This is a genomic window from Geodermatophilus sabuli (assembly GCF_010686765.1).
GTDB classification, from domain to species: Bacteria; Actinomycetota; Actinomycetes; order Mycobacteriales; family Geodermatophilaceae; genus Geodermatophilus; species Geodermatophilus sabuli_A.
This window is the reverse complement of record NZ_JAAGWF010000010.1, coordinates 58,022-70,157: the sequence shown is the minus strand read 5'-3', so window position 1 is coordinate 70,157 and position 12,136 is coordinate 58,022. Positions and strand designations below refer to the sequence as shown.

Annotated in this window: 11 protein-coding genes; 4 read left to right on the top strand and 7 right to left on the bottom strand. The window is 75.1% G+C overall.

Going from position 1 to position 12,136, the window contains the following annotated elements:
• Positions 1–225: 225 nt before the first annotated feature.
• Positions 226–2,271 carry a chitobiase/beta-hexosaminidase C-terminal domain-containing protein gene (locus GCU56_RS10800; RefSeq protein ID WP_163481737.1) on the bottom strand — a complete coding sequence of 682 codons (2,046 nt, stop codon included), beginning with the start codon at positions 2,269–2,271 and terminating at the stop codon, positions 226–228.
• 354 nt (positions 2,272–2,625) lie between these two features.
• Positions 2,626–3,510 carry a universal stress protein gene (locus tag GCU56_RS10795; protein WP_163481736.1) on the bottom strand — a complete coding sequence of 295 codons (885 nt, stop codon included), beginning with the start codon at positions 3,508–3,510 and terminating at the stop codon, positions 2,626–2,628.
• Between GCU56_RS10795 and GCU56_RS10790 the strand changes: the two genes are divergently transcribed.
• On the top strand, positions 3,509–3,721 hold the full coding sequence (locus tag GCU56_RS10790) for a hypothetical protein (protein WP_163481735.1): 213 nt from the start codon (positions 3,509–3,511) through the stop codon (positions 3,719–3,721). The two genes, GCU56_RS10795 and GCU56_RS10790, sit on opposite strands and share 2 nt — an antisense overlap.
• 54 nt (positions 3,722–3,775) lie before the next feature.
• Here GCU56_RS10790 and GCU56_RS10785 read toward each other — a convergent pair whose 3' ends face one another.
• The 5 genes from GCU56_RS10785 to malQ all read right to left on the bottom strand — a co-directional run bounded on the left by GCU56_RS10785 (position 3,776) and on the right by malQ (position 7,516).
• On the bottom strand, positions 3,776–4,594 hold the full coding sequence (locus GCU56_RS10785; RefSeq protein ID WP_163481734.1) for a DUF998 domain-containing protein: 819 nt from the start codon (positions 4,592–4,594) through the stop codon (positions 3,776–3,778).
• A gap of 13 nt (positions 4,595–4,607) precedes the next feature.
• Positions 4,608–4,991, bottom strand: a complete 384-nt coding sequence (locus tag GCU56_RS10780) for a hypothetical protein (protein WP_345771772.1) — start codon at positions 4,989–4,991, stop codon at positions 4,608–4,610.
• A 35-nt stretch (positions 4,992–5,026) separates the two neighbouring features.
• Positions 5,027–5,227: a hypothetical protein gene (locus GCU56_RS10775; RefSeq protein WP_163481733.1), complete on the bottom strand. Its 201-nt coding sequence runs from the start codon at positions 5,225–5,227 to the stop codon at positions 5,027–5,029.
• Positions 5,228–5,317: 90 nt separating this feature from the next.
• On the bottom strand, positions 5,318–5,632 hold the full coding sequence (locus tag GCU56_RS10770) for a hypothetical protein (protein WP_239522092.1): 315 nt from the start codon (positions 5,630–5,632) through the stop codon (positions 5,318–5,320).
• 48 nt (positions 5,633–5,680) lie between these two features.
• A complete protein-coding gene (gene malQ / locus GCU56_RS10765) occupies positions 5,681–7,516 on the bottom strand; it encodes a 4-alpha-glucanotransferase (RefSeq protein ID WP_163481732.1) in 1,836 nt (611 codons plus the stop codon).
• A 103-nt stretch (positions 7,517–7,619) separates the two neighbouring features.
• On the opposite strand from malQ, the gene GCU56_RS10760 reads away from it, so the two are divergent.
• The 3 genes from GCU56_RS10760 to GCU56_RS10750 all read left to right on the top strand — a co-directional run bounded on the left by GCU56_RS10760 (position 7,620) and on the right by GCU56_RS10750 (position 12,113).
• Complete coding sequence (locus tag GCU56_RS10760) at positions 7,620–8,540, top strand: MerR family transcriptional regulator (RefSeq protein WP_204331879.1); 921 nt, start codon at positions 7,620–7,622, stop codon at positions 8,538–8,540.
• Positions 8,541–8,635: 95 nt separating this feature from the next.
• Positions 8,636–10,189, top strand: a complete 1,554-nt coding sequence (locus GCU56_RS10755; protein ID WP_163481730.1) for an EAL domain-containing protein — start codon at positions 8,636–8,638, stop codon at positions 10,187–10,189.
• Between the two features lie 91 nt (positions 10,190–10,280).
• The gene (locus GCU56_RS10750; RefSeq protein WP_163481729.1) at positions 10,281–12,113 is read left to right on the top strand and encodes a DUF222 domain-containing protein; all 1,833 of its coding nucleotides are present in this window, start codon (positions 10,281–10,283) and stop codon (positions 12,111–12,113) included.
• Positions 12,114–12,136: the final 23 nt, after the last annotated feature.

The window sequence follows — 12,136 nt, the reverse complement described above, 5'->3', positions numbered from 1 at the left end:
GCAGCCGCAACGCCGCACGATGGGCGCGTCCGCGACGGGGTCGATCCCGGTCACGCAGATCGGACCTGCACAGACGTGTCAGGGGTGTACGTCCCTGATCCGCTGGGCCCTGCGGACATGCCGAGGGCCCGCCACCGGCTGGTGGCGGGCCCTCGGTCTGTTCAGTTGTCGGGTCTCCCGACCGGGGTCACCCCTGGCGGGGGTGGGGGGTCGGCCGGGAACCGGTCACTTGGTCTCGACCGTGACCGGCCCGAAGACGTCACCGTTGCTCGACTTGAACCAGAGCGTCCCCGGGTTGGTCGTGGGCGCGGGGTCCACGACGATCTCCCAGGCGCCGGTCGGCAGCCCCGCGTCCAGCGCGCCCACGGTGGCGGTCGGGTAGCCGGGGACCGCGTTGGTCACCGGTCCGGTGCCGGCAGCGTTGGACCGGTGGGCCGTGATGACCGAGCCCGGGACGGTGCCGGTGCCGCGGATGCGGAGCTCGTCACCGGTCCGGTAGAGGGCCACCTCGACGCCGATGTCGTCACCGGGGACGACGCCGTACACCGTGTTGCCGATGGTGGTGGGGCCGAAGTTCGGGGAAGCCGGGGTCTTGGCCTGGACCCGGACGACGTACCGGTGGTTCGCCGCGCTCTTCGGCAGACCGCTGACGGTCGCGTTGGTGGCCCCGGTGACCACCGTGTCGTACTGCGACAACAGCACGGGGGGGCTCGTCGATCCAACGGTCTGGTCGAAGACCCGCACCCGGTACTCGGTGGCGTCGGTGACGGGGTTCCAGCCCACGCTGATCGTGCCCTTCGGGGCTGCCGCATCGGGACCGGCGCCGGTGACGCCCAGCACCGTCAGCCCGGTCGGGGCGACGGCGGCAGCCGCGGCCTTCGGCGACACGACACCCGAGGAGTGGGTGGCGTTACCGGCGGCGTCGATCACCACGACGTTGACCTTGGTGTCGGCGGCCGTGATCGGGATCGGCTCCTGGTAGATCTTGGCCGTCGCCGAAGGGACGTTGCCGTTCGGCTGCGAGGTGACCGCGCTGCCGTCGACGGTGTAGTAGATGGTGCCCTCGTCGGCCGCCAGGGTCAGCGTCCGGCTGTCGGCGATCACCGCGGTGGTGCCGTTGAACGCGGGAGTGGCGGTCAGGACCGGAGCGGTCGTGTCGCCGCCCGTGCCGCCGTCCCCGCCGCCCGTGCCAGGCGTCACGGTGCCGGCCAGGGCGAACGGAGCGCTCATCTCGTCTCCGGCGACGACCGAGCGGACCTGGATGTCGTACACGGCGTCGGCGGTCAGGCCGTCGAGGACGACCTGGGTGGCGCCGGCACCCGTCTGGTAGCCGGTCTGCCGGAAGGCGCCTCCGGCGTTGGCCGCCTGGTCCACCGCAGCGACGCTGTAGCCGGTGACCGCGGCGGCACCGGCGACGGGCGTCGCCGTCGCCCAGGTGACCGTGGCCTCGGTCTCGCTGGTCCACGTGACCGTGTAGTCGCTCTTGGGCGGCTTCGCGCCGTCCGGACCCGCGGGGCAGCCGGGAGCGCCGCCGCCGGTGAGGCCCTCTTCCGCCAGGGTCAGGCCCAGCTGCTGCTCGACGCCGTCGGTCCGGTCGGCCATCCAGCTGAGCGCGACGGCCTGGCCGTCGAAGACCATCTGCTGGTCCTCCTGCGACATGTTCGCGAAGGTGACCTCGAAGCCGCCGTTCGCCGCGGTGCCGCTGACCGTGTAGCCGACAGGGGCCTCGTCGGGCACCTCGTTGGGGCTCCAGCCGATGGCCCGCTCGCCGATGGCGCCGGCGTCCCGCATGGCCGGGTTGACGACCTCGACGGCGAACCGGTCGAGGTTCACCTCCGAGCCGTAGCTGCCCTTGATCGTGACCGAGTTGGTGTTCCCGGCGGTCGGGTCGCTGGCGGTGATCTCGGTGATCTTCGCCGAGTTGACCGTCATGCTGTCCACCAGCGGCGAGCCACTGAAGGACACCTCGACGGTGTCACCGGCCTCGATCGCGGGCGTGACGTCCTTGAAGCAGCCGTCCGCGTCGTGGTTGAGCTCCATGAACCCGGTCGAGTCCAGGACGCGGGAGCCGACGCCGATCACCTGACCGCCACGCTTCACGGTCACGGTCGCGGTCTGTCCGGCCTGCGCGGCGTAGCCCTCGACGGCGACCATGTCGCGCTCGGGGAACACCTCGATGTTGCCCGGCCCGGTGGGCGGGGTGCCGGCGGATGCACTCTGGGCGACGAACACGCCGCCGGTGGCGGTGGCGGCCGTGAGGGCGCCCGCCATGAGCACACGGCTGGTGCGGCGGCTGAAGAGGGGCAGTCGCGACGCGGGAGGAGCCGTGGCTCCGGACCCGCCCCCGCGACCGCTGTGGACGGTCGGTCGTGTCTGACTCATTGGAGGTCTCCGCTGTCGTGCGCTCGCCCCGACCGGATGACCGGAGCCGTGCCGAGAACGGTCGCTTGTCCAGCCTCTCCGGAGCAGCCGTGGCGGGGGGGTCGTACGACCCCCAATCGGGGAGTACGCCCACGAGGCAGCTTGACGTGGTCGCGGAACCGCGATCCCGGTCCCGCGACGAGGGCGCCGCAGGTGCAGGGGACGACGGGGCGCGGTGGTGTCGCGGGGCCTCGCCCGGCCGGGTCAGGCCGGGCTGCTGAGGCTCGACGGCACCACGAGGACGGGGCGGTGGGCGCAGTGCAGCAGCGAACTGGGCACGCTGCCGACCAGCAGCTCCCGGCTGGCCGACCGGCCCCGGCTGCCGACGACGACGACTCCCGCGCCGCGCTCGGCGGCGACCTCGGCGAGGGTCGCGGCGGTCGCGCGGGCGCTGCCGGGTCGCCCGGAGCAGGGCACGGTGAGCAGCTCGACCCCCTCGGGAGCCGTCGGGCCCGGCCCGTCGCCGGGTTCGGCGACCGCCACCAGCACCTGTTCGCGCCGCGGGAACAGGAACGCGGCGGAGCGGACCGCCGCCTCGGCGCCGGGCGACCCGTCGGTGCCGACCAGCACCGGGCCGGAGGCGGCCGCGGCCCACTCGGCGGTGGTCAGCGGATGGGGGACCACCAGCACCGGCACGGGGCTCACGTGCACGACCAGCTCCGAGACGCTGCCCAGTGCCGCCCGCACGCCCCCCAGGCCGCGCGACCCGACCACGACCAGGTCCACGTCCTGCTCCTCGGCGGTCCGGGCGAACTGGTAGCCGTCGCCGCCGAACGTGCGCTTGACCGACGCCGAGGCCTCCCACCCGGCCGCACGGGCGAGCTTGACGCCGTTGCCCACCAGCCGCTCGGCCTCGGCCCGGCCCTCGCGCTCCAGCAGGTCGCCCAGCGCCTCCAGGCCCGCGGCGCGGCCGGCCAGCCGTTGCCGCAGCTCGGGCGAGGTGAACGGTGGCTCCCACAGGTGGAGGACCGACGCCGACGCCGAGGGCACCAGCGTCGCCGCCGCCTCGATCGCGTTCACCGAGCTGGGGGAGCCGTCGTAGCCCACCAGCACACGCAGGGACCGTCCACCGGGTTCTGGGGCGCTCATGCCGCCATCCTGCTCGACCGGGACGGACGCGGACCAGGACGACCGGCGCGAGCGGCGCCTGGCCCGCCAGCCGCACGCGGATGCGCCCCGCCTCTCCCTGGTCGGACACCCCGAGATGCTGCTGCTGCGGATGGGCTGCCCCTCCACGACCACCGCCACCACGACCGGACGCCGCCCGGCCAGCGAGGTGTCGCACGTCCGGCCGGCGTGACACCGCCGGCCCGGTCCCACCGCGAGCCTGCGAGCGGTGGGGTCAGGGGTCCTCTCAGCCGCGGCGGGCCTGCGCCCAGGGGTCCTCGGGGTCGAAGTCGTCGTCGACCGCCGTGGCCGGCTCGTGGGCCGGCGTCGTGGTCGGGTCCTGCGCCTGCTCGTCGGGCCGGGCAGCCGCGGCCTCCAGCGCCGCATCGCGTTCCCGCGCCCGCAGGGCGCGGTCCTCCCGTTCCCGTCCACGGAGCTCGCGCCGCGAGGGCCCGGCGTCGGTCGGCGCGGCGGCGCCGCGGCGCCAGAGCAGGACGCCGGCCAGCGCCAGGCCGACCGGCAGCACGTAGGCCGCCGCGCGCTCGGTGCCGCCCTCGCCGAGCAGACCGGTGATGCCGGCGACGAAGAAGACCGTCATCGCCGTGCCCACCAGGCCGAGCAGGGCCAGCGCCGTCCCGACGGGTTCCGACCGCCGCCGCAGCCCGTACGCGAGCGCGATCAGCCCCAGCCCGCCGCCGACCAGGTAGAGCCCGGCGCCGGCCTCGTGCAGCGCCGCCCGGCCGTCCTGGGGGAAGAGCCCCACCAGCAGCACGCCCACGCCCGCGGCACCGAGCAGCACCGGCGCCACCCGTCCGCCGGCGCCGGTCAGCGCGGGGCGCAGCAGCAGCGCACCGGCCCCGATCAGCAGGCCCTGGACGACGAACGAGGTGTTCATCAGCGCCTGCGCCGGGGAGTTGCTCGCACCCAGCGCACTGATCAGGTCCTCGGCGCGGGAGTAGGGGACGTCGGCCGCGAGCTCGGCGATCGTCTCCACGACGAAGAACTGCAGGGTCAGCAGCCAGGCCAGCGCGCCCCAGCGGTACCGGTGCGGAGTCACGGGGGCCATCGTCCCAGGCCGCTCAGCCGCCGTCCGGGACCCGGTCGAGGACGGCGGCGAACTGGACGGCGGACAGCCAGGAGGGGTTGCTGCCCGCCGGCATCCGGAGGACCTCGGCGTCCCGGGCGTCGGGATCGGCGAGCAGGTCGGCGCGCGGCACCGGGTGCGGGAGGAGGGTCAGATCGACGTCGACGACCGGACCGTCCGCGTCGTGCCGGACCTCCCCGGCGAGCGTGCCGATCGCGTGCACCCCGGGCTCGTGCCGGCCGCTGACCCACAGCAGGCAGGGCTGGCCCGGCTCCATCAGCTCCAGCCGGTAGGAGCGGCGCAGGCAGCGGGCCAGCTCCCGTGCCGCCCCGGCCGGCCAGCCGGGCAGGAGCTCGGCCGGCCGGCGGGTGGACTTCACCACCCAGCAGGCGACGTCCGCCGCGGCCAGGCGGCTCAGTCGGTCGCCGGGTGCGGCTCGGCACCCGCGGGGTCGGCGTCGTCGGACCCGACCGCCTGGCGCTCCTGCTCGGTGCGGTGCTGCAACTGCTCGTCGTCGGGCCGGTCGTAGCCCTTGGCGTGCTGCTGACGATCGCGCGGTGCGGACTCCTCGGTGTCCATGACGTCGTCCAGGGTGGGACGGTCGGGCTCGCTCATGCAGACCTCCTGCGGTCGGGGCGCCCACCGCCGTCGGCAGTGGGTCTCTGCAGGAGGCCATAGCCACCCGGTCGTCGCCGTAACCAGCGATCAGCGTTGTTCCAGCAGGGCGGCCGGCACCCACCCCTCGACGAGCAGCGGCCCCTGCGGCCCCGCCACGGCGTAGGTCACCCGGCCCAGCCACCCACCCTCGGCCTGCCGCCACTCGACGAGCAGCCCCGGCCACACCCCGGGCGCGCCCGGGGGGTCGTGCACCCAGCAGTGCCGCCCCCGCCCCTCCGCCCGGCGGCCGGCGGCCGGGCGGAGGGGCTCGGGCGCCCGGTCCGCGGCCGGCTGCACCCCGGACCGCGCCGCCCGCTCGCCGAGGGAGCGACCGGAGCGCCCCGGGTGCATGCCGCCGGCCATGCGCAGAGTCTGGCACGGTGGTCGAACACTCGTTCGATCGACACCCGCTCAGTCGTGGCGGGCGACCCCCGCCCGGAGCGTCTCGGCCACGGCCTGCACGAGGGCGTGCCCCGGCAGGTCCTCCACCAGGACCGGCAGGGGCAGCGACCAGTTGGGGCGGTCGGTGGTGCCGGGCATGTTCGGCCGGCGCCGCTCGGCCACCGCGTCGTCCAGGGTCGCCGACAGCAGCAGGGAGGGCGCACCCGCCAGCAGCTCGTGCGCCCGGGTGACCGCCGTCTCGGGACGGGCGTTCTCCCGGACGCCGGGCAGCCGCTCCAGCAGCGAGGCCCGACCGCGCTCGAGCTCCTCGTCGCTGCCGGTCCCGTGCTCCCGCTGCTCGTCGAGGTCCGCGCCGGTCCACAACCCGGCGACCGTGGGCAGGTCGTGGGTGGTGATCGCCGCCATCGCGGTCTCGGGCCACTCGGCCGGGGCGTCGTCCTCGAACCACAGCAGCCGGTAGCTGAGGATGCCGTGCTCGGCCATCGCCTCGCGGACGCCGTCCTCCACGGTGCCCAGGTCCTCGCCGACGACGACCGCCTGCTCCCGGACGCTCTCCAGGGCGACGATGTCGAGCAGGTCCTCCGCCGGGTAGCGGACGTAGGCGCCGTCGGCGGCCGAGCCGTCGCTGGGCACCCACCAGAGCCGGAACAGGCCCATGACGTGGTCGATCCGCAGGCCGCCGGCGCCGGCCATCGTGGCCCGGATCGACTGGATGAACGGCTCGTAGTCCGCCGCCCGCAGCTGCCACGGGATCAGCGGCGGCGAGCCCCAGTCCTGACCCTGCGAGTTGAACGCGTCGGGGGGCGCTCCGACGCTGGCGCCCGAGGCCAGCGCGTCCTGCCAGGTCCAGGCGTCGGCGCCGCCACCGGCCACCCCGATCGGCAGGTCCTGGATGACGGTCATGCCCTCGGTGGCGCGCTCGAGCTGCAGGTGCAGCGCCCACTGCAACCAGGCGTGGAAGGCGACCTCCCGCTCGTGGGCGGCGACGAAGGTCCCCACCGCGTCGCTGCGCGGGTCGCGCAGTTCCTCGGGCCAGGTGTGCCAGTCGGGTCCGTGCGCGTCGGCGAGGGCGCACCAGGTGGCCCAGTCCTGCAACGACTGGCCCTGGTGCCACCACCACTCGGGGAAGGCGGGCTGGTCGCGGCCGGTGGCGTCGAAGACCCTGCGCAGCACCTCCCGCTTGCGGGCCCAGATCGCGTCGCGGTCGATGAGGTCGCCCTCGGACAGGGCACGGCCGGCGTCCTGCTCCAGGTCCACGGCGTCCGCGCCGGGCACCTCCTCGACCCGCAGGTAGACCGGGTTGCGGAAGCGGCGGGTGGCCGGCAGGTAGGGGCTGGCCTCCTGCCCGGCCGTCGGCGCGACGGCGTGCAGCGGGTTGATCAGCACGAAACCCGCGCCCTGCTCGGCGGCCATCTCACGGACCGCCCGCAGGTCGGCGAGGTCGCCGATGCCCCAGCTGCCGCGGCTGCGGGTGGCGTAGAGCTGGACCGCCCAGCCCCAGGCGCGGTCGTCGGGCAGCCAGCACCGGCCGGGGGAGACGACCAGCCGGCGGCGCGGGCCGTCGGGCGCCTGCAGCCAGTGGTAGCCGAGGGGGAAGTCGTCGGGCAGCTCGCCGTCGACGGTGACGACCGAGCCGTCCTCGCAGGTGACCTCGGCGGAGTCGACCTCGAGGGCGTCGCCGGGCCGGGCGACGATGGGAGCACGCTCCTCGAGGTCGGCCGGCGGTGTGCCGATCACCTCCCGCAGCCTGTCGATGGTGGCCTGGTCGACCTGGTGTTCCTCGTCGAGGGCGTCGAGCCAGCTGGCGTCGATGCCCCATTCGTCGGTGGGAGGGGTGCGTGTCACTCCCCGATACTCCCCACGGGTGGGCCGCCGCGCACTGCAAGCCCGACGTGGTGCCGGTCTCCTCCTTGACCCTCCACCCGATGGAGGGTGCATCGTCGCCGTCGTGACCGACTCCGCACCGCTCACCATCGGGCAGCTGGCCGACCGTCTCGGCGTGCCGGTCCGCACCGTGCGGTTCTGGTCCGACGAGGGCCTGGTCGAGCCGCCCGAGCGCTCCACGGGGGGCTACCGGCTCTACGACGCGGACGCGGTGGCGCAGCTCGACCTGGTGCGCACGCTGCGCGAGCTGGGGCTGGGACTGCCGGCGATCCGGGAGCTGCTGGCCCGGCGGCGGACGGTGGCGGAGGTGGCCGCCGAGCACGTCCGGGCCCTGGACGCCGAGATCCGGCTGCTGCGTCTGCGCCGCACCCTGCTGCGCTTCCTGGCCACAGCCGGCACCACCCCGGAGGAGATGAGGATCGTGCACGACCTGGCCGCGCTGTCCGCCCGCCAGCGGCAGCAGCTGATCGACGACTTCGTGGAGCGGGCGTTCGCCGGCGTCCCCGCCGACGCACCCGGCGCGGGCATCGCCGACGGCATGCGATCGCTGCCCGCCGAGCTGCCCGAGGACCCGACGCCCGCGCAGGTCGGTGCCTGGCTGGAGCTGGCGCAGCTGGTCGCCGACCCGTCGTTCGCCGGCCGGGTCCGGGAGATGGCCGTCGCAGGCGCCGGTGCCACCCCCGAGGATCCCGACACCCTCGACGCGGACGCCGGCCGGATGGTGACCCTGGGACGGCGGGCGGTGGCCGAGCGCATCGCGCCGGGCACGCCCGCCGCCGAGGCGCTGGTCGCCGAGCTGCTGGGCGACGGCGCACCCGCCGACCGGCGCCGGCGGGCCGCACTCGCCGACCGGTTGGCCACCTTCACCGACGCCCGCGTGGAGCGCTACTGGCAGCTGTTGGGGGTGCTCAACGACTGGCCGCCGTTCGAGCCGTCGGTGCCGGCCGTCGAGTGGTGGATCGGGGCGCTGCGGTCGTCGTCCTGACCCCTTCGAGGGATCGCACCGGCCCGTGACCTCCAGTTGCCGGCCGGATCGGTCGAAGCCGTCGAGTGACCCGCATCCGACGCAAGGCCCCCGGCGTGGACGACGCAACGGCTCCACCTCGTGCCGGACGCTCCTGGCCCCTGCTGCTGGCCGTGGCGCTGGTCGCCGTGCTGGTCGCCGGTCACCTGGCCGCCGGCGGGACCCCGACCTCGGTGGCCCTGCACGTCGTCGTCAGCATCGCGGTGGCGGTGGTGGCCGCCGTCGCCGCCGACCGACGGCAGCGCGGCAACCGGCAGCGGACGGAGGCCGAGCTCGCCGCGCTCGCCTTCTCCGACGGCCTCACCGGCCTGGCCAACCGGGCGCTGTTCACCGACCGGCTGGAGCTCGCCCTGCGCCGCACTGCGCGCAGCGGCGGTGAGGTGGCGGTGGTCTTCCTCGACCTCGACGGCTTCAAGAACGTCAACGACAGCCTCGGTCACGCCATCGGGGACACGCTGATCCGCGAGGTCGCCACGCTGCTGCAGGGCGCGGTCCGAACCGAGGACACCCTCGCCCGGCTCGGCGGCGACGAGTTCGCGATCCTGGTCGAGCGGGCGGCCGGGGTCGAGGAGGCCACCGGCATCGCCGAGCGGATCCTGGCGGCGCTCGCCGGGCCGGTGGACCTCGGCGGCCAGCGGGTGACGGTGTCGGCCAGCATCGGCATCGCCACCGGCGACGTCGCCGCGACCGCCGGCTCCCTGCTGCGCGACGCCGACGCCGCCATGTACTGGGCCAAGGGTGCCGGGCGCGGGCGGTACGTGGTGTTCAACCCGCAGATGCGCTCGGCCGCCGCAGAGCGCCGGCAGCTCGAGGAGGACCTCTGGGCGGCGCTGCCGGGCGAGCAGTTCCGGCTGGTCTACCAGCCGGTCGTCGACCTGGGCACCGAACGGGTGACCGGCTTCGAGGCACTGCTGCGCTGGGACCACCCGGTCCTCGGTGTCGTGCTGCCCGAGCGGTTCCTGCCGGTCGCGGAGGAGATCGGGCTGATCCCCGACATCGGCCGCTGGGTGATCGCCGAGGCGTGCGCCGCCGCGGCCGACTGGCGCCGGGACCACCCCGGCGCTGCCGGGCTGTCGATGGCGGTCAACGTGTCGCCGTCCCAGTTGGGGTCGCCCGGGCTGCTCGACGACGTCCGGACGGCGCTGGCCGCCACCGGCCTGCCGCCGTCGGCGCTGGTCCTCGAGCTCACCGAGTCGGTGCTCGTGCGGGACCCCGTGCTGGCCGCCGAGCGGCTGCACCAGCTGCGCAGCCTCGGCGTCCGCGTCGCGCTCGACGACTTCGGCACCGGCTACTCGTCGCTGTCGCACCTGCGCCAGTTCGCCGTCGACATCCTCAAGATCGATCGGTCTTTCGTGAACACCATCGACGACGCGGAGGCCATGCCCGCCATCCTGCGGGGCCTGATCAACCTGGGTCACACCCTGGACCTGGAGATCGTCGCGGAGGGCATCGAGCAGGAGCGCCAGCGCACGCACCTGCGCGACGGTCGGGTGGCCTTCGCGCAGGGCTATCTCTTCGCCGCGCCGCTGGAACGGACCGATGCCGAACTGCTCCTGCTCGGTGGGGCCGGCGCGCCGCGCGAGGACACCGGGACTGCCGCGCCGGCCTGAGTACCCCCCTCGCGCGAGGGGCCTGGATCCTCACCCGTTCTCCCTGGTCAGCCCGCCAAGAACTGTCGTACCCGGTGTCTAGCTTCGGGGTGTGTTCATCGGTGGCGGGTTCGGCGTCGGGTTGACGGTCGCTGATCTCGTGGTGCCCTCGCAGTTGGAGGAGTGGGAGCGTCCGGCGCGGTTGTCGGAGGTGTTGCCGGTGTCGTCGCGGACGCCGGCGGAGAAGGCGCTGGAGTTGGGTCGGCTGGCCCGGTTGGAGGCGATGATCGCGGCGTACCGGGTGGATCTGGTGGCGTCGTTGGCCGGGGACCGGCCGGCGGTGTTCGATCCGCAGCCGGGCACGCCGGGCGCCGCCGCCACGGCCGACGTCATGCTGCCGGAGGGTGTGTCGGAGTTCTTCGCCGATGAGTTGGCGCAGGTGCTGAACTGCTCCCGGTCGGCGGCCTCGGTGCTGATCGATCAGGCGGTGACGCTGGTCGGGAAGCTGCCCGGCACGTGGGCGGCGCTGGCCGACGGGCGGCTGGACTGGCCCCGGGCGCGGGCGATCGCGCACGAGCTCGGGTGGAAGGCGCGGTCCACCGATCCGCTGGTGATCGCCGCGGTGGAGGCCGCGGTGTTGCCGACGGCGATGGAGCTGTCGGTCCGGCAGCTGACCGCGGTGGTGCGGCGGGAGCTGACCGCCCGGGATGCCGCGGCGGCCGAGGTACGGCGGCGGGACGCGGAGGCGGCCGCGGACGTGACCGTCCGCCCGGCCTGCGACGGGATGGCCGAGCTGGTCGCGCGGATGCCGCAGCCGCTCGCCGCCGCGGTCCGGGACACCCTCACCACCCACGCCCGCGCCGCCAAGGCCGCCGGCGACGACCGCCCCCTGGGGGTGCTGCGGGTGGGTGTGTTGGCCGACCTGACCCTGCGGCCGTGGGATGAGGACCGGGATCCGGTGTCCGCGCAGCTGACGATCACCGCACCCCTGGACGCGCTCCGCCCCACCAGGACCCCTGCGCGTGCTGCGCCGCTGGACCTGCTCAGCCCACCCGGGCCCGACACCGCTGGTGCGGGTGCGGTGCTGGTGCGGCCGGGGTCGGTGCCCGCGCCGACCGCGGTGGTGGGTGGGCAGCCGATCACCGCCGGCCACGTCCGGGAGCTGCTGATCCAGCTGGACGCGGTCTGTCCCGGCGGGCTGCAGGCTCCGACCGGGGGCAGCCTGACGGTGGCGATCACCGACCCGGACGGAACCCTGCGGGCGACCGCGTCCCGGCGGGAACTGGAGAGCATCGCCCGCCGCGGCTGCCTCACCCACGACCAGCCCCCCGGCCGGAAACGCCGCCGCCGACGGCAACCCCACGAGGGTGAAGACGCGGCCGAGTCGGCCGGGAGTGTCGACCTGGCGGAGTCGGTGGACGGGGCTCTCGGCGGCGCGCCGCCGGGTGCCTGCGACTGTCCGGTGTTGGACCGGCCACCACCGTTCGACCGCTACGAGCCGACGCCTGCGCAGCGGCGGTGGGTGCAGACCCGGGACCGGACCTGCCGGCATCCCGGCTGCTCGAACCGGGCCGGCTGGGCCGACCTGGACCACGTGGAGTCCTATGCCTGCGGCGGGCCGACGGCGTGCGAGAACCTGTGCTGTCTGTGCCGCCGCCACCACCGGCTCAAGACCCACGCCCGCGGCTGGCGGTACGAGATGACCGCCGACGGGGTGCTGACCGTGACCACCCCCAGCGGTGTCACCCGCACCACCCGACCACCCGGCCACTCACCCAGCGACCGGGACCCAGCCGACCGACGCCCAGCCGACCGGCACCCGGACCACCGCCCAGCCGATCCGACCCGATCCCGGCTGCCGGTCACCGGTGCGCGGGTGCTCACGGCGCCACCGGGACCGCCACCACCAGCACCCGACCCCGCCGAGGACCCACCACCCTTCTGACCCACCGGGACAGCACCGGCACC

Excerpts from the sequence above, each read along its gene's own strand:
- GCU56_RS10800 (WP_163481737.1), bottom strand. The coding sequence starts at position 2,271 with ATGGCGGGCGCCCTCACGGCCGCCACCGCCACCGGCGGCGTGTTCGTC.
- GCU56_RS10770 (WP_239522092.1), bottom strand. The coding sequence starts at position 5,632 with ATGGCCGGCGGCATGCACCCGGGGCGCTCCGGTCGCTCCCTCGGCGAG.
- GCU56_RS10795 (WP_163481736.1), bottom strand. The coding sequence starts at position 3,510 with ATGAGCGCCCCAGAACCCGGTGGACGGTCCCTGCGTGTGCTGGTGGGC.
- GCU56_RS10790 (WP_163481735.1), top strand. The coding sequence starts at position 3,509 with ATGCCGCCATCCTGCTCGACCGGGACGGACGCGGACCAGGACGACCGG.
- GCU56_RS10785 (WP_163481734.1), bottom strand. The coding sequence starts at position 4,594 with ATGGCCCCCGTGACTCCGCACCGGTACCGCTGGGGCGCGCTGGCCTGG.
- GCU56_RS10775 (WP_163481733.1), bottom strand. The coding sequence starts at position 5,227 with ATGAGCGAGCCCGACCGTCCCACCCTGGACGACGTCATGGACACCGAG.